25 protein-coding genes, 1 tRNA gene and 3 pseudogenes are annotated in these 21,600 nt (G+C 64.0%); 11 read left to right on the forward strand and 18 right to left on the reverse strand.

Going from position 1 to position 21,600, the window contains the following annotated elements; all coding sequences use genetic code 11:
* Positions 1 to 7 precede the first annotated feature (7 nt).
* The 3 genes from trbG to ACQY4K_RS03580 are packed head-to-tail and all read left to right on the forward strand — an operon-like array spanning position 8 to position 2,639.
* Positions 8 to 1,009, forward strand: a complete 1,002-nt coding sequence (gene trbG, locus ACQY4K_RS03570) for a P-type conjugative transfer protein TrbG (RefSeq protein WP_428393492.1) — start codon at positions 8 to 10, stop codon at positions 1,007 to 1,009.
* On the forward strand, positions 1,006 to 2,337 hold the full coding sequence (locus tag ACQY4K_RS03575; RefSeq protein WP_428393494.1) for a TrbI/VirB10 family protein: 1,332 nt from the start codon (positions 1,006 to 1,008) through the stop codon (positions 2,335 to 2,337). The genes trbG and ACQY4K_RS03575 overlap by 4 nt, the downstream gene beginning before the upstream one ends.
* The gene (locus tag ACQY4K_RS03580; protein WP_428393496.1) at positions 2,334 to 2,639 is read left to right on the forward strand and encodes a DUF2274 domain-containing protein; all 306 of its coding nucleotides are present in this window, start codon (positions 2,334 to 2,336) and stop codon (positions 2,637 to 2,639) included. The genes ACQY4K_RS03575 and ACQY4K_RS03580 overlap by 4 nt, the downstream gene beginning before the upstream one ends.
* Here ACQY4K_RS03580 and ACQY4K_RS03585 read toward each other — a convergent pair.
* The 5 genes from ACQY4K_RS03585 to ACQY4K_RS03605 form a co-directional block, all read right to left on the reverse strand.
* Positions 2,540 to 3,448 carry a LysR family transcriptional regulator gene (locus ACQY4K_RS03585; RefSeq protein ID WP_428395945.1) on the reverse strand — a complete coding sequence of 303 codons (909 nt, stop codon included), beginning with the start codon at positions 3,446 to 3,448 and terminating at the stop codon, positions 2,540 to 2,542. The genes ACQY4K_RS03580 and ACQY4K_RS03585 overlap by 100 nt on opposite strands.
* A gap of 31 nt (positions 3,449 to 3,479) precedes the next feature.
* Entirely contained in the window at positions 3,480 to 3,710 is a 231-nt protein-coding gene (locus ACQY4K_RS03590) for a hypothetical protein (RefSeq protein ID WP_428393498.1), read from the reverse strand.
* On the reverse strand, positions 3,707 to 4,579 hold the full coding sequence (locus tag ACQY4K_RS03595; RefSeq protein ID WP_428393499.1) for an NmrA family NAD(P)-binding protein: 873 nt from the start codon (positions 4,577 to 4,579) through the stop codon (positions 3,707 to 3,709). The genes ACQY4K_RS03590 and ACQY4K_RS03595 overlap by 4 nt, the downstream gene beginning before the upstream one ends.
* Positions 4,580 to 4,624: 45 nt before the next feature.
* The gene (locus ACQY4K_RS03600) at positions 4,625 to 5,080 is read right to left on the reverse strand and encodes a nuclear transport factor 2 family protein (RefSeq protein WP_428393501.1); all 456 of its coding nucleotides are present in this window, start codon (positions 5,078 to 5,080) and stop codon (positions 4,625 to 4,627) included.
* A gap of 92 nt (positions 5,081 to 5,172) precedes the next feature.
* Complete coding sequence (locus ACQY4K_RS03605; RefSeq protein WP_428393502.1) at positions 5,173 to 5,916, reverse strand: SDR family oxidoreductase; 744 nt, start codon at positions 5,914 to 5,916, stop codon at positions 5,173 to 5,175.
* 119 nt (positions 5,917 to 6,035) lie between these two features.
* Here ACQY4K_RS03605 and ACQY4K_RS03610 point away from each other — a divergent pair.
* Positions 6,036 to 6,284: pseudogene (locus ACQY4K_RS03610) on the forward strand (AraC family transcriptional regulator N-terminal domain-containing protein); the annotation flags it as partial.
* Positions 6,285 to 6,297: 13 nt separating this feature from the next.
* Positions 6,298 to 6,915 carry a helix-turn-helix domain-containing protein gene (locus tag ACQY4K_RS03615; RefSeq protein ID WP_428395947.1) on the forward strand — a complete coding sequence of 206 codons (618 nt, stop codon included), beginning with the start codon at positions 6,298 to 6,300 and terminating at the stop codon, positions 6,913 to 6,915.
* A 95-nt stretch (positions 6,916 to 7,010) separates the two neighbouring features.
* Here the strand turns inward: ACQY4K_RS03615 and ACQY4K_RS03620 are convergent, their stop codons facing one another.
* A complete protein-coding gene (locus tag ACQY4K_RS03620) occupies positions 7,011 to 7,901 on the reverse strand; it encodes a LysR family transcriptional regulator (protein WP_428393504.1) in 891 nt (296 codons plus the stop codon).
* 94 nt (positions 7,902 to 7,995) lie between these two features.
* Between ACQY4K_RS03620 and ACQY4K_RS03625 the strand changes: the two genes are divergently transcribed.
* Together ACQY4K_RS03625 and ACQY4K_RS03630 are read left to right on the forward strand one after the other, a co-directional pair.
* Positions 7,996 to 8,736, forward strand: a complete 741-nt coding sequence (locus ACQY4K_RS03625; protein WP_428393505.1) for an SDR family oxidoreductase — start codon at positions 7,996 to 7,998, stop codon at positions 8,734 to 8,736.
* Positions 8,737 to 8,761: 25 nt separating this feature from the next.
* Complete coding sequence (locus ACQY4K_RS03630; protein ID WP_428393507.1) at positions 8,762 to 9,502, forward strand: SDR family NAD(P)-dependent oxidoreductase; 741 nt, start codon at positions 8,762 to 8,764, stop codon at positions 9,500 to 9,502.
* A 97-nt stretch (positions 9,503 to 9,599) separates the two neighbouring features.
* Here the strand turns inward: ACQY4K_RS03630 and ACQY4K_RS03635 are convergent.
* The 8 genes and pseudogenes from ACQY4K_RS03635 to ACQY4K_RS03670 all read right to left on the reverse strand — a co-directional run.
* Positions 9,600 to 9,744: pseudogene (locus tag ACQY4K_RS03635) on the reverse strand (IS481 family transposase); the annotation flags it as partial.
* 171 nt (positions 9,745 to 9,915) lie between these two features.
* Positions 9,916 to 10,812 carry an alpha/beta fold hydrolase gene (locus tag ACQY4K_RS03640; RefSeq protein WP_428393508.1) on the reverse strand — a complete coding sequence of 299 codons (897 nt, stop codon included), beginning with the start codon at positions 10,810 to 10,812 and terminating at the stop codon, positions 9,916 to 9,918.
* A 1-nt stretch (position 10,813) separates the two neighbouring features.
* Complete coding sequence (locus ACQY4K_RS03645; RefSeq protein WP_428393509.1) at positions 10,814 to 11,866, reverse strand: ankyrin repeat domain-containing protein; 1,053 nt, start codon at positions 11,864 to 11,866, stop codon at positions 10,814 to 10,816.
* A gap of 13 nt (positions 11,867 to 11,879) precedes the next feature.
* A complete protein-coding gene (locus tag ACQY4K_RS03650) occupies positions 11,880 to 12,140 on the reverse strand; it encodes an alpha/beta fold hydrolase (protein ID WP_428393510.1) in 261 nt (86 codons plus the stop codon).
* Positions 12,141 to 12,315: 175 nt separating this feature from the next.
* Positions 12,316 to 13,095 (reverse strand): alpha/beta fold hydrolase, encoded by a 780-nt coding sequence (locus tag ACQY4K_RS03655; RefSeq protein ID WP_428393511.1) that lies wholly within the window; start codon positions 13,093 to 13,095, stop codon positions 12,316 to 12,318.
* Positions 13,096 to 13,132: 37 nt separating this feature from the next.
* Positions 13,133 to 14,128 (reverse strand): hypothetical protein, encoded by a 996-nt coding sequence (locus ACQY4K_RS03660; protein WP_428393513.1) that lies wholly within the window; start codon positions 14,126 to 14,128, stop codon positions 13,133 to 13,135.
* Entirely contained in the window at positions 14,125 to 14,724 is a 600-nt protein-coding gene (locus ACQY4K_RS03665) for a carboxymuconolactone decarboxylase family protein (RefSeq protein ID WP_428393514.1), read from the reverse strand. The genes ACQY4K_RS03660 and ACQY4K_RS03665 overlap by 4 nt, the downstream gene beginning before the upstream one ends.
* A 26-nt stretch (positions 14,725 to 14,750) precedes the next feature.
* Complete coding sequence (locus ACQY4K_RS03670) at positions 14,751 to 15,254, reverse strand: carboxymuconolactone decarboxylase family protein (RefSeq protein WP_428393516.1); 504 nt, start codon at positions 15,252 to 15,254, stop codon at positions 14,751 to 14,753.
* A 226-nt stretch (positions 15,255 to 15,480) separates the two neighbouring features.
* Here ACQY4K_RS03670 and ACQY4K_RS03675 point away from each other — a divergent pair, with 226 nt between their 5' ends.
* The 3 genes and pseudogenes from ACQY4K_RS03675 to ACQY4K_RS03685 all read left to right on the forward strand — a co-directional run bounded on the left by ACQY4K_RS03675 (position 15,481) and on the right by ACQY4K_RS03685 (position 17,381).
* Positions 15,481 to 16,422, forward strand: coding sequence for a LysR family transcriptional regulator (locus ACQY4K_RS03675; protein WP_428393517.1), 942 nt, complete (start codon positions 15,481 to 15,483; stop codon positions 16,420 to 16,422).
* Positions 16,423 to 16,697: 275 nt separating this feature from the next.
* A pseudogene (locus tag ACQY4K_RS03680) lies at positions 16,698 to 16,742 on the forward strand (hypothetical protein); the annotation flags it as partial.
* A gap of 48 nt (positions 16,743 to 16,790) precedes the next feature.
* Positions 16,791 to 17,381 carry a hypothetical protein gene (locus ACQY4K_RS03685; protein ID WP_428395949.1) on the forward strand — a complete coding sequence of 197 codons (591 nt, stop codon included), beginning with the start codon at positions 16,791 to 16,793 and terminating at the stop codon, positions 17,379 to 17,381.
* Positions 17,382 to 17,560: 179 nt separating this feature from the next.
* Here ACQY4K_RS03685 and ACQY4K_RS03690 read toward each other — a convergent pair whose 3' ends face one another.
* The 3 genes from ACQY4K_RS03690 to ACQY4K_RS03700 all read right to left on the reverse strand — a co-directional run bounded on the left by ACQY4K_RS03690 (position 17,561) and on the right by ACQY4K_RS03700 (position 19,898).
* Complete coding sequence (locus ACQY4K_RS03690; protein ID WP_428393519.1) at positions 17,561 to 18,382, reverse strand: alpha/beta fold hydrolase; 822 nt, start codon at positions 18,380 to 18,382, stop codon at positions 17,561 to 17,563.
* Positions 18,383 to 18,688: 306 nt separating this feature from the next.
* Positions 18,689 to 18,773 (reverse strand) — tRNA-Leu (locus ACQY4K_RS03695).
* A gap of 216 nt (positions 18,774 to 18,989) precedes the next feature.
* Positions 18,990 to 19,898 carry a LysR family transcriptional regulator gene (locus tag ACQY4K_RS03700; RefSeq protein WP_428393521.1) on the reverse strand — a complete coding sequence of 303 codons (909 nt, stop codon included), beginning with the start codon at positions 19,896 to 19,898 and terminating at the stop codon, positions 18,990 to 18,992.
* Between the two features lie 97 nt (positions 19,899 to 19,995).
* Here ACQY4K_RS03700 and ACQY4K_RS03705 point away from each other — a divergent pair, with 97 nt between their 5' ends.
* On the forward strand, positions 19,996 to 20,874 hold the full coding sequence (locus ACQY4K_RS03705) for an aldo/keto reductase family oxidoreductase (protein ID WP_428393523.1): 879 nt from the start codon (positions 19,996 to 19,998) through the stop codon (positions 20,872 to 20,874).
* Here the strand turns inward: ACQY4K_RS03705 and ACQY4K_RS03710 are convergent.
* Positions 20,869 to 21,534 carry a phosphoadenylyl-sulfate reductase gene (locus ACQY4K_RS03710; RefSeq protein ID WP_428395951.1) on the reverse strand — a complete coding sequence of 222 codons (666 nt, stop codon included), beginning with the start codon at positions 21,532 to 21,534 and terminating at the stop codon, positions 20,869 to 20,871. The two genes, ACQY4K_RS03705 and ACQY4K_RS03710, sit on opposite strands and share 6 nt — an antisense overlap.
* Between the last annotated feature and the right edge of the window lie 66 nt (positions 21,535 to 21,600).

Raw genomic sequence — 21,600 nt, forward strand, 5'->3', positions numbered from 1 at the left:
AGAACACATGACCCCGATCAAGACCGGAAAAGTCTTGGCTCTGACCGCGTCGGTCTTGACGCTCGCCGCATGCGCGCACGGCACGCCGCCGCCCGAGATCAGCCTCGACGCGCCCGCGACTGAGGCCGTCTCCTTGGTCGATCCCCCGAAGCCGGTTGAGATCGTCCAAGTCCCGACGCCCCTGCCGCTGCCCGGCCAGCTCAAGCCGTCGCCGGGCCGAGGCGGCAGCGCGCCCGAGCCGGGCGACCCGCAAGCGCGCGTCGCGCTCGCCAACCGCGCCGCACGCGTGCAGCCGTCGCGCTACGGCTACCTCAACGCCACCCAGGTCTGGCCGTACTCGGCCGGAGCGCTCTACCAAGTCTACGCTTCGCCCGGGAAGGTGACCGACGTCGCCCTTCAGGAAGGCGAGCAGCTGGTTTCAGTGTCGGCCGGCGACACCGTGCGCTGGGTAATCGGCGACACCTCATCGGGCACGGGCGCGAGCGCCCGAGTCCACATCCTAGTCAAGCCGACGCGGCCGGACCTGAAGACCAATCTCGTGGTCAACACGGATCGCCGGACCTACCTGATCGAGCTGACCGCGACCGAGCTGACCTGGATGGCGTCGGCCTCCTGGGATTACCCCCAAGACCGGCTTCTGGCTCTTCAGAACCAGAACCGCCGCGCCGAGGCGGCCGCGCCGGTGGCGGACGGCATCCCGCTTGAGCGGCTGCACTTCCGGTACGCCATCTCCGGCGAAAACCCGCCCTGGCGGCCGGTGCGGGCGTTCGACGACGGCGAGAAGGTCTACATCCAGTTCCCGGCCGGGATCGCTCAGGGCGAGCTGCCGCCGTTGTTCGTGGTCGGTCCGACGGGCGAGAACCAGCTGGTCAACTACCGCTCGCGCGCGCCCTACTACGTCGTTGATCGACTGTTCGGCGCTGCCGAGCTGCGCCTCGGCGGCGACCCGCAGCAGGTGGTGCGGATCGAGCGCACCGACGGGCGGCGGCGCGGGATCTTCGGCTCATGACCGCGGCGGCTCCGCCTCCTGGCGCGCCGCAGGTGCCGCCGCAGACGAAGGTCGCGCCCGAGGCGCTGGCCCTCCGTGCCAAGCCGCGCCCGGTCACCCGCCTGTCCAAGCGCGCACTGATCCTGCTCGGCTCGGTCTCGGCGCTGACCGTCGGCGGGCTCGCCATCTGGGCGCTAGGCGTCAACCATGGCGGCGGCACTCCCCCGCAGGAGCTCTACTCGACCGACCGCAAGCCGGTCGCCGAAGGGCTGAACACTTTGCCGCGGGATTATGCGGGCATGCCCCGTGCGCCCGTGCCGCAGCTCGGCCCGCCGCTGCCCGGCGACCTCGGACGGCCCTTCCTGCGCGCGCAGCAGGAGGGTGGTGCTCCCGCAACCGCGCCGGGAGCTCCGCCCGGGCCGAGCGCGGAGGAGCAGGCGCGCATGGCCGAGCAGCAGCGGCTCCGCCAGGAGGCGGAGGCCGCCGCGCGGGGACAGCTCTTCGTGCAGGTCCGCCAACGGTCGGAGCAGCAGGGTCAAGGAGAAGCGACCGCCATCACGCCAACGCCGACCGCGCTTGCCGGCCGCGACCCGTTCGCGCCGCTGCCGGGCTCGGCCGAGAGCCAGCGTCAGGACGAGACCTTCACGCAGAACGGCCAGGACCGGAAGAGCGCATTCCTAAACGCCTCGGTAGATACTAAGATCTACGCCAGCGGTCGGCTGCAAACGCCGGCGTCGCCGTTCCAGGTCATGGCAGGGACGATCATCCCTGCCGCGATGGTGACGGGGCTCAACTCCGACCTCCCGGGCCAAGCGATCGCGACCGTGACCGAGCCGGTCTACGACACCGTGTCCGGGCGCACGCTCCTCATCCCGCAGGGCTCGCGCTTGCTCGGCACCTACGACGCCCAGATTGCTTACGGGCAGAGCCGCATCCTGCTCGTCTGGACGCGGTTGGTGATGCCCGACGGCTCGTCAATCGTCCTCGACCGCTTGCCCGGGGCGGACACCAAGGGGTTCGCCGGGCTCGAGGACGAGACTGACAATCACTGGGGCAAGCTACTCGCCGGCGCGGCGCTTTCGACCCTCCTTGGCGTCGGCGCGGAACTCGGGACGCAGAACAGTGGCCTCGGTGGCACCGGACAGCAGACGGTCGTCGTCGCGACCTCGCGCAGCGCCGAGGAAAGCGTCAACCAAGTCGGTCAGCAGATTACCCGGCGTAACCTGAACATCCAGCCCACATTGACGGTCCGGCCAGGATTCCCGGTTCGGGTGATCGTCAACAAAGACCTCGTGCTGCGCCCTTACAGAACGACCACGGCAAGCCGGGCGGGAGGAGTTACGCCATGAATAGTAAGCTGCGCCTTGGGCCGTTGCCGAAGATGGAATCGGTCCGGCTGACGATCACGCTCCCGGCGGCAGTCAAATCCGACCTCGACCGCTACGCCGAACTCTACGCCCGTGAATACGGTGAGCCCGTCGATGCGGTCGCGCTCGTGCCGCACATGCTCGCCGCGTTCATGGAGCGCGACCGCGCCTTCCGAGCCGCGCGTCAGTCCTCCACTCGTAGTTCGAGCGGTACCGGCTCGGCGTCGATCAGCGCGGCAACCTCGAGTACTAGCGAGACGGCGGGCGACGGCTCCTCGCGGTGAAGGATCCACGTCACCAGCTCGGCGCCGGGCTGGCTGACCGGCACGATCGCGACTGAGGTCGCGCCGTTCACGAAAGAGGCCGGCACCAGCGCCAAGGCTCGGCCGGTCGACGCGAAGCTGACCGCCGTGTTCCAGTGCCGGACCGTGACCCGCTCGGCGACCCTGGCTTGGCTTCGTTCGAGCAGACCGTCGATCTGCGCAAGGTAGCCGGGACAGATGGTCGGGCGAGGCAGCGCGAGCCGCTCGGCGCGGATCTCGCCAAGGTCGACCTCGTCGCGTTCGGCGAGCGGATGTCCGATCGGGACCACCAGCATCAGCGGCTCCGCCCAACCCCGAACCTGGATCAAGTCCTCTGACGCGCGGCCGTCGAGCGTGAGCGCGACGTCGGCCCCGCAATCCCGCACGAGTTTGGCGGCTTCGCCGTGCGTGAGTTCACGCACCTCGACCAGGGCCGCGGGCCGATGATGTTCCAACTCGAACAGCAGGCGCGTGAACGGCTCTCCGGCGAGATCCTCCGCTAGCGCCAGCCGCACATGATCGGGGTCATCGTTCCGCTCGACTACCAGCGACGCGGCAGAGGCATCGACGTCGTTCAGAATGCGCCTGGCGTCCGCGTAGAAGCGCGCCCCAGCGCGGGTTAGCCAAGTGCGACGGGTCGTTCGATGGAACAGCTTCGTCTTCAGTTCAGCTTCTAGATTGCGGATCGAGTGACTGAGGGGTGATTGCTCCATGCCGAGGCGCTCGGCAGCTCTCGCAAAGTGCAACTCGGCGGCGACGGCTACAAAATGGCGGAGATGTCGAAGTTCCATCAACGACACCGATCCATCTGGGCGCGCGGCATCATTTACAATCCGCCAATCGCAGCTGCGATGAACCCGGCCAGCGCCTCAATGCGATTATGCTGCGCTGTTTAAACGTCTGGACGATCGAGACAACCAAGGATTCATCGACTGCTTCGCTGCTGACTGCAACGATAAGCAGCAGCATCACGCGTCCGCGCATCAGTGTTTCGGTCGATGGCTGAAACGAATTGGTAGTCGCGACGGTGATGGCCTCCGTGGCTTGGATCACGCTTTCTGCGCCTGCAAACTCAATCCGAAGATGTCTACCGGCTTGGTCGTTCCAGCGACCGCCTCAGTTCCTTGGCAGCCGAAGTCGATCCACCCGTTGTTAAAGCCGTCCTGCATCTCCTCCCAGTTAACCGCCTTCTCCGGTGGAAGGCCCATGTGCTCCAAGACGGTCCCCCAGCGATCTCGCGGGATCGCACGGGCTTGGACGGGCTTCATGAGCGCCTTGCCCATCGCCTCCGCGATCTCTGTGGGCGAGTAGTACGAGCCCAGTTCAATGACCTTGCGGCCCTTCCAGCCCTCGACGAGCAGGCGGGCGACCTCTGCGCCGACGTCAGCAGTTGCCGCCATCGGGAAGGCGCGGTCTACTGGTTGGAGAAAACTGTCGAAAACGCCTGTTTCGCCAGCGCGTTTAAGCGACTGAAGATTGTTTTCCAACAAAGCGCCTGACCGCACGAAGGCTAAGGGAAAGGTAAACCGGTCGAGCGCGCGCTCAAGGAGATGGGTCTGCGTAATGTTTCCCAGCCCGCAGTCCTGCTCGGAACCGACAGAGGAGAGTACCACCGCCCTCGGCGGCGGCGTCCGCTCGAGCGCATCGGCGATGCTGTGGGTCAACGCATGGGCTTCGGGAAAATTGCGCGTGACCCCCATCGGCGTGGGCTGCATCAGAAACGCCGCCTCGACGCCCTCCAGCGCCTCGGCGAGCGCGTGCGAGTCGGTGAGGTCGCCGGCTTGAAGCTCCACGCCCCGATCGGCCCATTCAATCGCCTTCGACAGATTACGGACGAGCGCGCGGACCGGCCTGCCTTCGGCAAGCAGCACCTTGGCCGTCGCGCCGCCGATGTGGCCGGTAATGCCTGCTATAAAGAACATGACCCACGACTCCTTGTCATTCTAGCCTGACCGTCGCCAGCCCACTCACTGGGTCAACGCGCCGACGCTGTCGGGAAAGAGCGGGAACGCGTCGCCGGTGAACGGGGAGGTGTCGAGCCACAGATACTGAAAGGAACGGTTCGTGAAGACCCAGCCGTCATCCGATCGCCGCAGACGATCGAAGGCGACGCAGTGGTTCCGGTAATAGCTTGGGCCAGACCCGCGTGCAGCCTCGTGGCACAGCGTCCGCGTGGTCGCCTCGTCGCCGTCGATGTTGATGACGCCAGGGATTGCAAATTGGACGAAGAAGTCCTTACCCTCGCGCAACCGCCCGAGCATCGCCACGATGTCCTCCACGCCAGCGGCGCGCTGACCGTGCGGCGCCTGGCCGATCACGAACTCCCCCTCGTCGTCCCATACCGTGCGGAACATCTCGTGGTCGTTTCTCGTCGCGCTGTCGGCAAAGCGGGCGATCGTGTTGCGGATGGACGCCTCGTCCATGAACCGCCGCAATAGGGCTTGATCGTTGGGCATCGCACTTCCTTTCTCGGATTCGGAGCTGTGGGTCAGCTGCCTCGCTGGGGATGCCGTCATCACCACGCGTGCGCAGCAAAGGGAGTGCCGCTGCCGTCGTGGAAGAAGCCGCCGGTCGGCCCCATCGGGCCGATGGTCGCGAGCTGGACGGCGATGCTCGCCGCAGCGTCAACGGTGCGATCACCCATATGTCCGTTGAGATCGGTGGCGGTGAGCCCGGGATCCACGGCGTTGACCTTAATGCCATCCGCCAGTAGCTCCTTGGCAAACTTGACCGTGAACATGTTGAGCGCGGTTTTTGACGCACTGTAACCCGCGTAAGGGACGCCCCAGTTCTCGCTTGTCATGTCCCGGGTCGCGGCGATCGAAGCCAGGCCGCTGCTCATCATGACGATGCGCCCGGCGGCTGACTTCCGCAGCAGCGGTAGGAAAGCCTGCGTGACCCTGACTGCGCCGAAGGCGTTAACCTCGAAGAGGGCGCGGATGCCGTCGACGCTTTCCTCGCTCACCTTCCCCGGGGCACCCAGATTGATGCCCGCGTTGTTGACGAGCACATCGAGCGCCATCACGGCGGATGCGATGTTCGCCGCTGCGCGCCGGACGCTCTCGCCATCGGCGACGTCGAGTATGACGGCGCGAGCGTCAATCCCCGCGTCGCGCAACTGCGCTGCGGCGCTTTCGCCGCGCTCATGGTCGCGGCACCCCAGCCAGACGGCAAAGCCCCGCTCGCCCAATTGGCGGGCGACGGCGAGACCGATGCCTTTGTTGGCACCGGTGACGAGGGCGGTGATCTTGGTCGACATGCAATTTTTCTCCTGACAAGCCATGTCGGCGGCATTCGTCCCGCTTGCATCCGCGATCGTCCCAAAGCCTTGCCTGATCCTGCCAAATACCCTATCTCGCGGGTGAAGCAGGAGGATTGATGGTTTCCCCGAGCACGCTGGCGACCCTGACGACAATCGCGGTCAATCACGCTTTTCAATCGCCCATCACAACCGCCGTCCCGCGCCTGACGATCTGGTCCAGCGCCGCGCCGACCGACCCAGCGCCGGCGCTGTTCGAGCCCAAGTTCTACGTAGTATTGCAAGGGGCGAAGCGGCTGGTGATCGGTGGCGACACGCTCAACTTCGCGTCGGGCAGCTGCGCAGTCGCGTCCATAGGCTTGCCGTTCACCAGTCAGGTGAATCGAGGCAACGTGCGACCAGCCATATATCGCCGCGGACCTCGCAATCGACGCGGGCGTCGTTGCCAATCTGCTGCTTTATTTGCCCGATGCTGGCGAATGTGGCGCTCCCACCTTCGCGCCCGCGCAAGCCAGCGACGACGTGACCGAAGCACTTGACCGCCTCGTGCGGCTTTTGGCCAGCCCCGCTGATATCCCCGTGCTTACCCAGCAGATCGAGCGCGAGTTATACTATCGCCTGTTGCAGGGCCCGATGGGGTGCACGCTGCGTCAGATCGTCCAGAAGAATACCCGCTTTGACCAAATAAGGACTGCGGTGACATGGATTTGCAGCAACGCGCATCAGCCGATGAGCGTGCAGCGGCTTGCGGCGTCCGTCGGGATGAGTGTGACCTCCTTCCACCGCCATTTCAAAGCCGTCACCGCGTATAGTCCGCTCGCCTACCAGCGGCACATCCGGCTGCTTGACGCCCAACGCCTGATCGCGTCGGGCGCAACGAACGTCACTAGGGCTGCGTTCGCTACGGGCTACGCGAGTTCGTCCCAGTTCAGCCGCGAGTACAAGCGGATGTTCGGTGTTCCACCCATACGCAACGCCTATCGGCTCGCTCTGACGTAACGTTTGGAAAGTGACACAGCGCGGTTCAAGGAGAGTTTAACCAAGCCTAGCACCGAACTATTGTTGAGTTGTTATGCGCCTTAGGGCTATATGCCTCACGAGTAGGGCAGCTCGCCGAGCCAGTTCAGGAAGACGCGGATACGCGGAGAGAATTGACGGCCTTGCGGGAACAGCGCGAAGACGGGTGTCGGCTTCGGCGCGAACTCGGGCAGCACTTCAACAAGGTTTCCGGTTGAGAAGTCCGCCTCCAGCCTGAATCGCGGCGCCTGCATCAAGCCGAAGCCCTGCCGGGCAAGCGCCACCATAGTCTCGGAGCCGATGACGCGGACCCGGCAGGGCAGCTTGACCTCGCGCAGGCAACCGCGTTCGAGGAACTCAAGCGGCAAGGTGCCGCCGGTGCGCGACGAGGCAAAGCCCACGATGGAGTGACCCTCCAAATCGTCGGGGCTCGCGGGCACGCCGTGTCGGGCCAGATAATCCGGGCTCGCGCACGTCACTTCGGGCAGCCGGCAGATCAGCCGCGACATCATGGAGCTGTCGACGGGATCACCATGCCGCAGGACGCAATCGAAGCCTTCCCGAACCATGTCGACGAAGCGATCACCCTCGTCGATGAACAGGTCCAGGTCGGGAAAGCGGGCCATGAACGTGGGTAGATGAGGGATGAGGAAGGTGCGCGCCCAATAGCCGTGAACGCTGATCCGCAATGTTCCGCGCGGCCGGTTGGTGGCCAAGTCGCCCTCGGCCTGCTCCACGTCGGCCAGGATCGACTGGCAGCGATGGTGATACTCCTCGCCTTCGAGGGTAGTGGTCACGTGGCGCGTTGTACGCACGAGCAAACGCGCGCCAAGCCTCGCCTCAAGGCGCTTGATCGTCTCGGTCGCCGCGGCGCGCGACACGCCAAGGTCGCTAGCGGCTGCGCTGAAGCTGCGACGCTCGACGATGCGCACAAATAACTGCATCGCCGCGAGGCGGTCCATCGCCATTGTTCGTAGATCCCGAATGCTGTTGCCAATTTACAGATGATTGTTTCGGACTTCGCGACTGCCAATTCAAGCGCCACACAACGAAAGATTGCTCATGACCGATCAGCGTAACGGAACCGCCATCGTCACCGGCGCATCGAAGGGACTGGGAGCGGCCATCGCCGAGCGCCTCGCGCGTGACGGCTTCGCGGTCGCCGTGAATTATTCTTCGGGAGCGGACACAGCGCGAGAGGTAGTTGAGCGCATCACGGCGTCCGGCGGCCGCGCGCTAGCCGTACAGGCCGACGTCAGCAATGCCGCTGCCATAACGTCCCTGTTCGACCGGACGGCGGAGGCGCTGGGGGAGTGTTCGGTACTGGTCAACAACGCCGGCTTCATGCATTTGGCACCGATCGCCGAGCTGGAGGACGCCGACCTGGACCGGCTGCTTGCCGTCAACGTCAAGGGCGTGTTCAACGGAATGCGCGAGGCGGCGAAGCGGCTGCCCGACGGCGGCCGGATCATCAGCCTTTCGTCCAGCGCGAACGGTGCCTACTTGCCCGGCTATGGCGGCTATGTCGCGACCAAGGCGGCGGTCGAAGGCCTGAGCCACGTGCTGGCGAAGGAGCTTGGCGCGCGGCGGATCAGCGTCAACGTCGTCGCACCTGGGCCGACCGCGACCGACCTGTTCTTCCAAGGCAAGACCGACGAGCAGGTCAAGGCGATCAGCAGGATGATCCCGTTCGGCCGTATCGGCGAGCCCAAGGACATAGCCGATATCGTCTCGTTCCTGGCCGGCCCCGACGGCGGCTGGGTCAACGGCCAGGTGCTGCGCGCCAACGGTGGCATGATCTGATCCAAGGACACGAGAGGACGCTGCCATGAACGAACGTAAAGTCGCAATCGTCACCGGCGGTTCCAGAGGCGTCGGTGCCGCCATCGCGCGGGCCTTGGCCGAGCAGAGCCACGATCTTGTCCTGGCCTTCAACGCGGACGGTGACGCGGCCGAAGTCACTGCGAAGCAGTTGCGCGCGATCGGCAGCGACCCGCTGCTGATGCACGTCGACATCCGCAGCCGGGCCTCGGTCGAAACTTTGTTCGACGCCGCGCGCGAGCGGTTCGGTCGGATTGATGTCGTGTGCGCGAATGCGGGGGTGGAGAAGGTCGACACTCCGTTTGCGGAGATCAGCGAGGCAGACCTTGATCTCATCGTCGACACCAACGTGAAGGGCACCTTCTTCACGCTCCAGCAGGCGGCGCGGCACGTTACCGATGGCGGGCGGATCATCGCCACCGCATCGACGATCGCGCTCTACCCGCCGGCCAACGCCGGCGCATATGCACCGACCAAGGCCGCGGTGCGGCTGATGGTCGAGGTGCTGGCGCAGGAACTAGGACCGCGCCGCGTGACCGTCAATACGCTCGATCCGGGTATCGTCGCCGGTGCGGGAGTAGTCACCCATGTGTCGGACGACGAGCGCGCCCATTTCGTCGAAGGTATCCCTCTTGGCCGTATGCTCACGCCTGACGACCTGAAGGGCATGATCGCCTTTCTCGTATCCGATGGCGCAGCAATGGTGACCGGCCAGCACCTGTGCGTGACAGGGGGCGGTCGTCCCTGAAACGAGGTTGCTTAAGTGTGTTTAGTCCCAAGGAGTAGCGGTATGGGCCGATCTTGAATTGGTTTGGGGCTTCTGTCGAGATGCGGGCGACGTATGCTTAGTATATGAGGCCGCGCAGTATCTTCAAGCGACAGCCGTAGTTGTACGCATCGATGAAAAGCTGGAGATGCCGCCGCAGTTGGTCGTGGGCTGTCGTAATGGTAGCACTTGACGGTCGAGTCCTTGATGGTGCGGTTCATCCGAAACCTTCAGGGCGTTCATCAAGACGGGTCAATCCCACACCTTTCTCAAACGTCTCGCTGAAACAGACCGAGCAAGTTCGGGCTACCTTGCCTGAAACCGGTGTTCGTCTGCTACACTAGCCAAATAGCAACAAACCGCGACCGGTGCATCGTTCGATGCCAACGTAACTCTTAAGAGTTCTGAGCCAACCAGCTTCGCAGGTGTTCGCTCACGACTTCTGGACGCTCGGCGTGAACAAAGTGACCGGCGTCGGCAATTGTCTTGCACACGACACCGGAAGGAAAAGCCACAGGGGACATGGCCGCCACAAAGAGATCCGCGCTGAAGCAGCCATCGTCGCGACCGCAAAGCCCGAGCACCGGCATTTTGACCGCGCCGGCAATCAGCCCCGCAGACGCGCGTCCTGCGGGGGTCTTGGTGTCCAAGATTTGGCGGTAGTAGGAAAATGCTGCGTGCACCACAGTTGGATCAGAGAAGCGGCGGCGCAAACTGTCGAGCCGCTTGGGTGAAGGTGACCAGCCGGGCGACCAGCGCCGCCAGAGTCGAAGCAGGCCGGCCGCTTGGTTCCGCCGCAACCACCACTCGGATAAGCCCTTGAGCTGAAGAAAGGCCATGTACCTCGATCGCCAAAGTTGGCGCGGACTATGGCGTATTCCCTCAAACAGGCCCTTGGGGGGCGGTATGGCGATCATGGCGAGGCTGAGCACGCGATCTGGCGCGCCAACAGCTGCACCGTAGGCGACAGTCGCGCCCCAATCATGCCCGACCAGGTGAGCGCGTTCCGCCCCCAGAGCATCCATCCAGCCCGTCACGTCGCCGGCGAGAGCCACGAGGTGGTAGGAGCCGTCTGATGGGCGCGACGACGGCTCGTAGCCGCGGAGCGTTGGCGCCACGACGTGAAATCCCGCGCTGGCAAGCGCCAAAAGCTGTGCGTCGAATGTGGCCGGCTCATCGGGGAAGCCGTGTATCATTAGCACAAGCGGCCCTTCCCCCGCTTCGCGAACGGTAAAGGCCAGCGGACCTGATGTGAGAACGCGTGTTCGTATCGCGCCAGTAACGACGTTCATATCACGTTTCTCCTATTCTCATCAGCCCGAGCTGCGGTGCGGCTGGGTTCGCCTCTTGCAGCGCAGCACCTACGTCGAGGTAGCGGTCCTGATTGGCGATCTTTAAGGGTGTGCGACCATCGAGCCCGACTACTTCGGTTTTGGCGCCAACGGCCAGCAAGGCGCGGACCGCATCCGCGTGCCCAAACCAGGCTGCGTCGTGCATTGCCGTGTAGCCGTTGTAAGGGCCTTGCGCCTCGATTTCGAGGTCGTGGACGGTAAGAAGTGCCAAGACTTCAGCATGGCCGCCGACCGCCGCCTTATGGGCGGGTGTCGCTTTCATAAAATGGTCGACGATATCGGCCCGGGGGCCAGCATCGAGCAGTTCGCGCGCGATCTCCAGTGGACCGTCCCGCGCGGCGATCATAAGTGCGGTGTGGCCGTCGTCAGGACTGCCCACGACCGGGCATGTCTCGTCGAGGTCGTTGCCAGCTGCGAGGGCGGCGCGGAGCGCTTCGAGATCACCCGTCTTGGCCGCACGGTGCAGCACCAGCAGCTTGATCCTCTCCGCCTGCGCTTTGTCGAAAACTTCGAGGGCGTCAATAATTGGTTCAAAGCCGCGCAGCCGGGCAAGATCGAGCGCCGTATAGCTTCCCGCGAACATTCCGTGTGCCCGGATCGAGAGAACCGCGCCTGTCTGGCAACGATAGCGGACCATCGAGAGGCGTTTGCACATCACCGCGTCGATAAGAGGCGTGTGCCCATGGGTGGGCGCTTGTACGTCGATGAAAGCTCCACGATGTATCAGGAACTGCGCGACACCAACGACGCCGCTCTGCGCAGCAGCATGGAGTGGACTTCGGCCCATACGCTGATCCGGCAGCAGCGGATCGGCACCAGCGGCGATCAGAATTTCGACCATCTGCCTATGGCCCAGCCCGGCCGCGAGCGCCAGCGGGGGGTAACCGAGTGGATCGCGCGCGTTGGGATCGGCGCCTTCGCGCAGACGAGCCGAAGCACCATCCAGATCGTTGGCACGGACGCGTTCAGTTAGTCCGCGCGAATGGTCGCTCAACTCCGCCTCCTGATCAATATACAAAGTCTTGTTTCAACCCGCCGCTCTTGCTTTGAAACCCATGGCGCGATAAATCCTCGTAGCCACGCAACGTCGGAGCGACCGCGTGAAAGCCCGCTTCCGCGAGCGCCAAGAGCTGCGCGTCGAACGTAGCCGGCTCATCCGGAAAGCCGTGGACCATAAGCACGAGCGACCCTTCTCCGGCTTCGCACGCAGTAAACGTGACTGAATCCACAGTAAGTTCACGAGTGCGAATGGATTGCGAAATGGACATGTTTACACTGCGCCTAACTTGAAGTCGGTGTTGGCGCGATCACGACAAGCTTAGTCGCACCAGGACGTTGTTGTTTGTCTAGCGTTTGCTGGTTACCGGATAGTTTTCGCACTATCAGGTAGTGCGATGTGGAGTAATACGGACCAACAGCCCGGGGGACGCCGCCGACCACGGATTAGAGCTTCGCTGCCCAATGCAGTATGGCCTCGGCAACGCGGTCCGGCTGTTCGGGAAACAGCGCATGCGATGCGTCGTCGACGATGACCGTCGTCACTCGATCACCGGCACCTTCCTGCATTTCCGACCACAGGGCTTGCGGCTTAAATGCGTCGAAGCGCGGAATGATCTCGAGCATCGGCGCTATGCCCCCGAACCAATAGGGATCGAGGTTGGTGGCCTTGACGGCACGCTGCTGCATGGCGAGCGTCTCCGGGTACCAGCCGTCGAGCCACGGATGGGGATCGTGCCCCGGAGCGAAGAAGGCGAGGCGCAATGCGGCGAGGCGCTCCTCCTCGGGCCGCTTGGGATCGCCGGCGATGAACGGGGCTTCATTCACCTCGGGCGCGACCTTCGAAGGCGCGGGCGAATCGGCGGCAAGAACCACGCCCCGCACGAGGTCGGGATGGTCAACCGCAACGACCCGCGCGACGAAATTGCCGAAGGCATGACCGAGCATGATCACGGGCGCTTCGCCATACTTCCGGATCACGCCGGCCACATCGTTGGCGAGGTCGCTGAAGGTGAGGCCGTCCATGGGCCCGCTCGATCCCGCGATACCGCGCGGCTGCGGGCGCAGCACCTGCCAGCCTTGCGCGACCATGAGGTCCGTCACGCGATCGAAATCGTCGAACCCATCGCGGCCGTAGGACGGCAGCATGACCAGCGTCGGCCCGGCGCCGTCGATGCTGGTCACGATCTTGCTGTCGCCTGCCGTGACGGTCTCCAACCAGCGCATTCGGCCTGTCATGGCGTCTCTCCTCAAAAGCTGTTCGTCAGACGATCGGCGGCAGCTCAACGCGGAGCACCTTGCCCGTGCGATACTTGCCGTCAGGCGGCTGGGCGGTGCCGCCGTCGCTCGAGAAGAATGCGACGCGGCCCTTCTCTCCTTCAGTCCGGCTCCAAGCTCCGGCCGAAGGGCCCACCAGCGTCTCGGTGAACGGATCGCCGGCAATCACCGTCCTGCCGTCGCGATTGCCGTCGGGTGCCAAGCGCACACGGTCGATGGTGTTCTCGCGGTGGGTGGTCGCGTACGCGACGCCCCCATCCTCGTCGATCAGGAAGTCGTCCCATTCGCGACCGCCAGCGATGAACACGGGCAGTCCGGCAGCGTCCTGGGTGGCGGGATCGACCTGCACGCGCAGCAGCATTTGTTGCGAGGTGGTCGTGTAGTAGAGATATCCGGTCTTGCGATTGAACTGGACGCCGTTCGTGCCCGGCTGCTCAGGCTTCATCTCCCCGGGACGGTTCTTCATGGTGTCGTGCTGAAGCCAGACGCGCGCCGAGGCGTTGCCGTCGTCGCCGAGATCGATCCGCCAGATCAGCCCCGCCATGCCGGCGGCAAGCAACACGTCCGGTGCGATCATGCAACCGCCATTGAGGCCGACCTTGGGTTCCGGAAACTTAAGGACGAGGCGCGGCGAGACTGGGCTGCCAGGCGACCAGCCGGTCAGATCGAGCTCGTACAGCCTGGACTCCTTGGTAGCGTAGACGTCAGCAACACCGAGCAGGAAGCGATCGGGCTTCCACTCCACGACGAAGCTGGCATTGAATTCGAACGTGTGGAGGTGGGCCGGCTCGACCGGCAGCGCGTCGCCCGGGGTAGGCACGAACCACAGCTCCTTGCGATTGGCCACCGTGACGAGCATCGACCCGTCAGCGCGGACCGCCAGGTTTTCCAGAAAGAAATGTTCGGGGAACTCGCCCACGACGGTGAGCTTGGCCTGTGGTGAACTGGGCATGGGATTGGACCTCCTCGGAATGCTGATCACGCGGCTTTCGGCGCGGGGACGGCAAAGAGATTGAGCAGGCCGCAGACCAAGTGGTAGCAGCCGGCAAGCACCGCAAAGTCGACCAGACCCTTCTCGCCGAACCGTTGCAGCGCCTCGGCGTAGAGCTCGTCATCGGCGGCGTGTTGGGTGGTCAGCGCAAGTGCTAGACGCTGCGCGAGCGCTTCCTCGGTCGCAAGCTCGGAGCTGGGCTCGCCTGCGACGAGCGCAGCGACACAATCCTCGAAGAAACCTGCTTTACGAGCCGCTGCGGCATGCGCATAGAGTTCGTACGGGGAGTGCCAGACCGATCCCACGCTGAGGATCACGATTTGGCGGACACGTTCCGACAAGCTGGTGCCCTTCGCCTCGTCAAGCTGGAGCTGCAGAAAAGTCTGCGCGATCTCCGGACTCCGCAGCATCGGGTTGAATGGTCCGATGAAGCGGTCATCGGCGGTCCTCGTCTCGGCGCCGGTCTTGCTGACGTCGGCTGCTACCGTCGTGCTCATCCGATCCCACAACGCCTTCTGGGCGGCGTTCAGATCGGCCGGTCGAAGAAGCGGCAATCGACCGCCTAACGAGGCTTCGGCATCGGACATGTTCATCTCCTGAGGCTTCGCAACAGTTATTGGTCGAGACCGTGGGAGTCCGCGTCCGCCGGCACGTCGAAGGTTGCCAGCGTCATACTGACCATCGTGAACCAGCCGATCAGCACCGCGACATCGACGAGGCCCGCGTCGCCGATCCGCTCCTTCGCCTTTTCGTACAGGCCACGCGACACCGGCCGCGGCTGCACGAGCGCGTAGGCCACCTGATAGACGATCTCCTCGCGCGCATCGTCGAACGACACGGGAAGCCCTGCGATCAGACGCTGCACCTTCTCCGGATCGAGGTGACCCTGCTCCTCTCCGATGATCTCGTGCTCGTAGCTGGCGTAGGCGCTAAGCCAACGCGCATTGATGAGGTTCGTGACAATCTCGATTTCGGCCTTCGTCAGCGTCGACTGCTTTTGGTAGTACTGGCCGATCGGAACGATGGTCTTCGACAGCGTCGGATTGGCGATCCAGATGCGGTGTGGTCCCGGCACCACGCCACGCAATCCCTTGGTGAAGTCATAGGCTTCCTTCATCTCCGGAGACATGTCCGCGACCGGCGTCTCCTGGAATCGCCCGTAGGTCCCGAAGTTGGATGGAGCAGCCTGCTTGTTAGCCATGGAAGCACTCCTTGCGTCATATGGAAGGCAGCTCGGCACGGGCGAACAACCACCGCCTAAATCGCTTTGGGTCGAAAAACGCTGCATCCAGTCCGTGAATACGGCGTATGCATTAACTGGATAGCAGGGGAGATTGGCTCAAATGGATCGGCTTGATCTGGTCAGGCTATTCTTGCGCGTCGCGGAAACCAGCCAAGTTTCGCAGGCAGCCCGCGACCTCGGGATTTCGCAACCGACCGCCAGCCGCTTGCTCAGGAAATTGGAGGACCTGTTTGGCAGAAAACTGGTGGACCGGGCGTCGCAGGGGCTGACCCTGACACAAGAAGGTCGAGACCTGCTTCCGCACGCACGAAAGCTGGCCGAGGCATGGAACGAGGCTAACGATGCGGTCAGAGGCGACGAGGCTCTTTCAGGTACGATCCGGGTTGCCGTGCCCATTGCTACTGGCGGAACGTTCCTCGCTGTAATCGCCGCGCGGTTCCAACGTGCTCACCCCGATGTCGCCATCGAATGGCACCTGCGCGATGATAGGGTGGACGTGATCGCGCAGGGGTACGATCTGTGGATTCGCGTGGGTGACGTGCATCGCGAAGATCTGGTTGTGCGTGATGTTTACCGCATACAGCGCGCGATTGTAGCAGCGGCAGGGTGGCCCGGTATCTCGCATCCGAGCGACCTGCTTCCAATGGCGGCGGTGCGCCTCTCCACCTTCGTGCCGGGGACAGTCGAATTGACCAATAACGGCGAGATCTACCAGCTTCGACAACGGGCAATGTTCACCACCGATAACCTTCAGGCTGCATGCTCCGCTGTACTTGAGGGCGTCGGCTATGCCGTGCTCCCACTTTGGTGTCTGCACGAACACCTTGAGCGGGGAGCTCTGGCAAGCTTATGCGATGACTGGCGACCTCCGACGGTGACACTCTCTTTCGCCTATGCACCAAATCGAAAGCGATCACCCCGAGTGGCCGCGTTGATCGCGCATATACACAACGAACTTCAGGATGATAACGGGTTAGGGATTTCCTTCCTTCGCGACGCTGACGCACTGGAAAGCGTCACCAGGATAAACCCCTCAACTTGATCACGAAACTTCCTGACGCCGCCGCCGCGTCACGGGGTACCGTTCTGAACTGAGCGAACACCCGATCGCGTCTCTCTGAAATTGTGAAGCACGGCTTTGCTTTCGACGACAACTGCTGCGATTCATAGCTACGAAGTGCTTGCAGGTCCAAGGACTCATCCGTCAGGTATGGCCGCTATTGCTGTCACAAAGCGTAACGACAGGAGGTGATGATGCGACTTAGAGTCACGCCAAGGGTCACTCCTCGTTACTGGGTGGCAATTTTACTTGCCAGCATGTGTGGGACAAATCTAGGCGACGTCTTCCCGGATGTTTTCAAGCTCAGCGCTCCCATCAGCCTTGTCTTTCTGGCCATCTTATTCACGCTTGTGGTCACGCTCGACGGGCTGACGAAGCGAGGCAGCGAAGCATTCTACTGGATTGCGATCCTTATCGTGCGGGCGGCCGCAACCAACATCGCCGATTTCTCGATCGACAAGCAGCATTTGGGCTATGTGCCGGTCGGCATCGTGCTCGCCTTAATTTTGGCGGGGCTCATCGTGTTCTACTATCGGTCTGGACGCCGGCGCGTGACAGGCGACCTTCCGCCGACCAACGGTCTGTACTGGGTCACCATGCTGACCGCAGGATCTTTGGGCACCATCATCGGAGATGGCGTCGGACATGCCTTTCATTCGGTGCAGGTCGGTGTTCCGATCTCTGCCGGTTTGTCGACGATCGCCCTGGCCCTGATCCTCAGCTCTCGCATGCGGATGTCCTGGCGCACGGCGCTGACATATTGGGTCGCCGTTGTCGTGGTGCGGTGGTGGGGCACCAACGTAGGGGACATTGTGGCCTTCACGGCAGGCCTCTTAGTCAGCCTCGCCATCACCGGCACGGCCATGGCGCTGATCCTCTTCGTTTGGAGGGAGCCGGCGACCGAGCATGACATCTTCGCACGGCCGGAGTTCAACGCATGAGGCGCAGGCCACCATCCCGCTATAGTTGCGGGAAACCTTCGGATACCGTTGGCGAAATCAGGGAAGCGCAAAACAATTGGACTCCGCCGGAAGCCCAGGCGACGAGGTGAAGCCCGACCGCGGGAGGTAGGGCGCCGCTTTGAGGAGCTGACCTACGCGTGACGCCGAGGCCCGAGCCATCACGATGCTGCCGCCCTTTCATCGAGCTGGAGCCGTGCGGCCCATCGCAGCACGGCCTCGGCGACAAGGTCCGGCTGCTCGGGAAACAGCGCGTGCGAAGCATCGTCGATTATGACCGTCGTCGCCCGATCGCCCAAACCTTCGTCCATCTCTGACCACAGGTTCTGCGGCTTGAACGGGTCGAAGCGTCCGATGATCTCGAGTATTGGTGCCACACCGCCGAACGCGAAAGGATCGAGCTTGGTCGCTTTCAACGCGCCCAGCTGCATAGCAAGCGTCTCGGGGTACCAGCCGTCCAACCACGGACTTGGATCATGTCCCGGCACGAAAAAGGCAAGATGTAACGCAGCGAGCCGCTCCTCCTCGGGGCGGGTAGGATCGCCGGCGATCATGGGAGACTCGGCAACTTCGGGCGCGATCGTGGAAGCCGCCGCCGGCGCCGCTGGCGCTAGAATGACGCCGCGCACCAGGTCAGGGTAATCCACCGTAAGGGCGTGCGCGACGAAGTTGCCGAAAGCGTGACCGAGCACGACGGCCGGTGCATCGCCGAGCTTTCGGATCACGCCGGCGACGTCATTGACGAGATCGCTTATATTTACGCCCTTCATTGGCCCGCTGGAACCTGCGATGCCACGCGGCTGCGGGCGCAGCACCCGCCAACCTTCCGCGACCATCAGGTCAGTGACACGATCGAAATCGTCGAACCCGTCGCGGCCATAGGATGGCAGCATGACCAGCGTCGGCCCGGCGCCATCGATGCTTGTTACGATCTTGCTGTCGCCTGCCGTTACGGTTTCCAACCAGCGCAACCGGTCAGCCATGATATCTCTCCGTTGAGTGAATCTGGGTTAGGCGATTGGCGGACACTTGACGTGGAGCGACTCGCCAATTCGTGGGTTTCGGCCGATAACTGAGCGCTGACGCGTCGTTCGAAGAGATCCGCCACAACGCCCGACCTGGGGCTCCGGTGAGCTTGGTGGGTGATAGAAACTCCTCAAATGTAGATTGCCCTATCTTCGAGGTGCGAACCGCACGAGGATCTGCGAGCCGCAAAAGAATAGCCTTTTTAGCTCCACATACCGCCGGGCTGGATGGAAGCTAAGTCATTGGTTTATAATTAGAAATTGTGGTGCGGGCGGTCGGAATCGAACCGACACTCCTCTCGGAACCGGATTTTGAATCCGGCGCGTCTACCAGTTCCACCACGCCCGCGTCGAGCCGCTTGGCTCCTATGTGGCTCCTAGCCCATTTCAGCCTGTTTGGGGAGACCCATCCAGAGCCGCGCTAAGCGCCTGTATTCGCGTCAGAAAAAATAAATCCTCTAGAACCAACACCAAACCCTTTTTGAGTCCGGCGCGTCTACCAATTCCACCACACCCGCAGGCAAGCCCGTGGGCTATCACGATCCACGCGCGCCCGGAAGGGATTTCAGACCCTGATGAAGTCGACGAAGGCCCGCAGCGGCGCGGGCAGGTAGCGGCGCCCAGGGTAGTAGAGGAAGGGGCCTGGAAAGCTCTGCCACCAGGGCTCCAGCAGCGCCACCAGGGCGCCGGACTCAAGGTGCGGCTTGAGCCAGTCCTCGAACAGGTGGACGATGCCAAGACCGTCCATGGCGGCCGTGACGGAGAGGTCGACCGCGGCACCCACACGCACCACCAGCGGTCCCGTCGGGTCGATCCGAACCAGTTCGCCGTCCCGCTCGTACTCCCATGCCGGCATCGCACCACTGCGGAACTGGCCGCGCAGGCAGGCGTGCGCGAGCAGATCGCTCGGATGCGCGGGCACGCCGTGCGCGGCGAGATACGCCGGAGATGCGGCGGTGGCGAAGCGCTGCACGCGCGGGCCGATCGGTACCGCGATCATGTCCGGCTGCAGCCGCTCGTCATAGCGGATGCCGGCGTCGCAGCCCTCGGCCAACAGATCGACGAAGCTCTCCTCGACGACCACTTCGAGACGGATCTCAGGGAAGGCATGCAGGAAACGGGACACGATGCCGGGCAGCACCAGGCGCGCCGCACTCGCGGGCACATTGAGGCGCAGCGTGCCCGCCGGCCGGTCGCGGAACGCGTTCACGACGTCGAGGGCAGACGCCACCTCGTCAAGTGCCGGCAGCAGCCGCTCGGCCAGGCGCCGGCCCGCCTCCGTGGGAGCCACGCTGCGCGTGCTACGGTGCAGCAGCCGCATGCCGAGCTGCCTCTCCAGCCGCCGCACCGCCTCGCTCAGCCCGGAGGCGGAGCCGTCGCCCAGCCTGCCGCCACTCAGTCTCGCCGCCTCGCGAAAGCCGCCTGCCCGTACAACTGCCACGAAGATGGAGAGGTCCCGAAGATCCGCGGCCATTGTCCACCGCTCCGCACAGCCTGTGCCGAGTGTGAGGCCTTATCGCACGCCTTGGCGCAATCCCATATTCACGGCGTAGCAACAGTGGAGCAAAGCCATGACCGACCTCAATCCTGCCGGCACTTTTTCGTTGGGCGACCGCGTGGTGGACCGCCTCGGCTATGGAGCGATGCAGCTTGCCGGGCCCGGCGTGTTCGGGCCGCCCAAGGATCGCGACGCGGCTCTTGCGGTGCTGCGAGACGCGGTGACCGCCGGCATCAACCACATCGACACCAGCGACTTCTATGGTCCGCACATCACCAACCAATTGATCCGCGAGGCGCTGCACCCCTACCCGCAGGACCTCACCATCGTCACCAAGGTCGGCGCAATACGCGGCGCCGATGCCTCGTGGAACCCGGCACAGAGCCCCAGGGAACTGACCGCCGCGGTGCACGACAACCTGCGCAATCTAGGAATCGAGGTGCTCGATGTCGTCAACCTGCGCGTCATGGGCGCAACCCACGCGCCGAGCGAAGGCTCGATCGCAGAGCAATTCGCAGCCCTCGCCGAACTGCGGCGCCAGGGTCTGATCCGCCATCTTGGGCTCAGCAACGTGACCGCAGCCCAGGTCGAGGAAGCGCGCACGATCGCGCCGGTGGTCTGTGTGCAAAACCACTACAACCTCGCGCACCGTGGCGACGACGCCCTGATCGACACGCTCGCCGGAAACGGCATCGCCTATGTGCCGTATTTTCCGCTCGGCGGCTTCGATCGGCTGCAATCCGCGACCCTGTCGCGCGTCGCCGAGCAGCTTGATGCGACGCCGATGCAGGTGGCGCTCGCCTGGCTGCTGAAGCGCGCGGACAATCTGCTGCTGATCCCGGGCACGTCCTCGACGGCCCATCTTCGCGAGAACCTGGCGGCGGCCTCGCTGTTGCTTCCCGACGGGGCGCTGGCGGAACTCGGTCGGATCGGCGATGCCGCGCCGCTATAAGACGGGGGCGGCGTCGTGGATGCCGCACTCGATCTTTCTCGAGCCCGCCCAGCGTCCGGCGCGCGCATCCTCTCCCTCGCCGACCGCGCGTGTGCAAACCGCGCAGCCGATCGACGGATAGCCGCGCGCCACCAGCGGATGCTGCGGCAGCGCGCGACGTTCCATTTCGTCGTGGATCCGGCGTGCGTCCCAGTCGGCAAGCGGGTTGAGCTTGATTTGGTCGCCGACCCGCTCGACGAACGGCATGGCGGCACGGGTCGTGGTCTGGAATCGCTTGCGACCCGAAATCCACGCATCAAAGGGGGATAATGCCCGCTCCAGCGGCACCACTTTGCGCAGGCTGCAGCACGCATCCTGATCGTAGTACCAGAGCTCACCGGTCGGATCACCTGCGGCCAGTGCGGTCTGGCGCGGGGCCACATCGCGCACGTCCAGCAGACCAAGATGCTCGGCCAGTTGCGCGCGGTAGGCCAGCGTCTCCGGGAAATGCTTGCCGGTCTCGAGGAAGATCACCGGCACCGAAGGGTCGATCTCGGCCACGAATGCCAGCAACAGGGCTGACTCCGCGCCGAACGAGGAGACCGCCGCGATCCGCCGCCACAGCACGCCCTCGACGGCGTGGCGCAGGATGTCGCGGCCATCGGCGCCCTCGCGCTGCATCGCCTGCAGCTGTACATACGCGTCGTCGGCGGCAATCTCCTCGCCACGCGAGAGAAAGCTGTCGAC

It is taken from the genome of Lichenicoccus sp. (genome assembly GCF_965276875.1).
In the GTDB taxonomy this organism is placed as follows: Bacteria; Pseudomonadota; Alphaproteobacteria; order Acetobacterales; family Acetobacteraceae; genus Lichenicoccus.

Coding starts and splice junctions, on each gene's coding strand:
- trbG (WP_428393492.1), top strand. CDS start 8: ATGACCCCGATCAAGACCGGAAAAGTCTTGGCTCTGACCGCGTCGGTC.
- ACQY4K_RS03575 (WP_428393494.1), top strand. CDS start 1,006: ATGACCGCGGCGGCTCCGCCTCCTGGCGCGCCGCAGGTGCCGCCGCAG.
- ACQY4K_RS03580 (WP_428393496.1), top strand. CDS start 2,334: ATGAATAGTAAGCTGCGCCTTGGGCCGTTGCCGAAGATGGAATCGGTC.
- ACQY4K_RS03585 (WP_428395945.1), bottom strand. CDS start 3,448: ATGGAACTTCGACATCTCCGCCATTTTGTAGCCGTCGCCGCCGAGTTG.
- ACQY4K_RS03595 (WP_428393499.1), bottom strand. CDS start 4,579: ATGTTCTTTATAGCAGGCATTACCGGCCACATCGGCGGCGCGACGGCC.
- ACQY4K_RS03600 (WP_428393501.1), bottom strand. CDS start 5,080: ATGGACGAGGCGTCCATCCGCAACACGATCGCCCGCTTTGCCGACAGC.
- ACQY4K_RS03605 (WP_428393502.1), bottom strand. CDS start 5,916: ATGTCGACCAAGATCACCGCCCTCGTCACCGGTGCCAACAAAGGCATC.
- ACQY4K_RS03620 (WP_428393504.1), bottom strand. CDS start 7,901: ATGGCGATGGACCGCCTCGCGGCGATGCAGTTATTTGTGCGCATCGTC.
- ACQY4K_RS03625 (WP_428393505.1), top strand. CDS start 7,996: ATGACCGATCAGCGTAACGGAACCGCCATCGTCACCGGCGCATCGAAG.
- ACQY4K_RS03630 (WP_428393507.1), top strand. CDS start 8,762: ATGAACGAACGTAAAGTCGCAATCGTCACCGGCGGTTCCAGAGGCGTC.
- ACQY4K_RS03640 (WP_428393508.1), bottom strand. CDS start 10,812: ATGAACGTCGTTACTGGCGCGATACGAACACGCGTTCTCACATCAGGT.
- ACQY4K_RS03650 (WP_428393510.1), bottom strand. CDS start 12,140: ATGTCCATTTCGCAATCCATTCGCACTCGTGAACTTACTGTGGATTCA.
- ACQY4K_RS03655 (WP_428393511.1), bottom strand. CDS start 13,095: ATGCGCTGGTTGGAGACCGTCACGGCAGGCGACAGCAAGATCGTGACC.
- ACQY4K_RS03665 (WP_428393514.1), bottom strand. CDS start 14,724: ATGTCCGATGCCGAAGCCTCGTTAGGCGGTCGATTGCCGCTTCTTCGA.
- ACQY4K_RS03670 (WP_428393516.1), bottom strand. CDS start 15,254: ATGAAGGAAGCCTATGACTTCACCAAGGGATTGCGTGGCGTGGTGCCG.
- ACQY4K_RS03675 (WP_428393517.1), top strand. CDS start 15,481: ATGGATCGGCTTGATCTGGTCAGGCTATTCTTGCGCGTCGCGGAAACC.
- ACQY4K_RS03690 (WP_428393519.1), bottom strand. CDS start 18,382: ATGGCTGACCGGTTGCGCTGGTTGGAAACCGTAACGGCAGGCGACAGC.
- ACQY4K_RS03700 (WP_428393521.1), bottom strand. CDS start 19,898: ATGGCCGCGGATCTTCGGGACCTCTCCATCTTCGTGGCAGTTGTACGG.
- ACQY4K_RS03705 (WP_428393523.1), top strand. CDS start 19,996: ATGACCGACCTCAATCCTGCCGGCACTTTTTCGTTGGGCGACCGCGTG.
- ACQY4K_RS03710 (WP_428395951.1), bottom strand. CDS start 21,534: ATGCAGCGCGAGGGCGCCGATGGCCGCGACATCCTGCGCCACGCCGTC.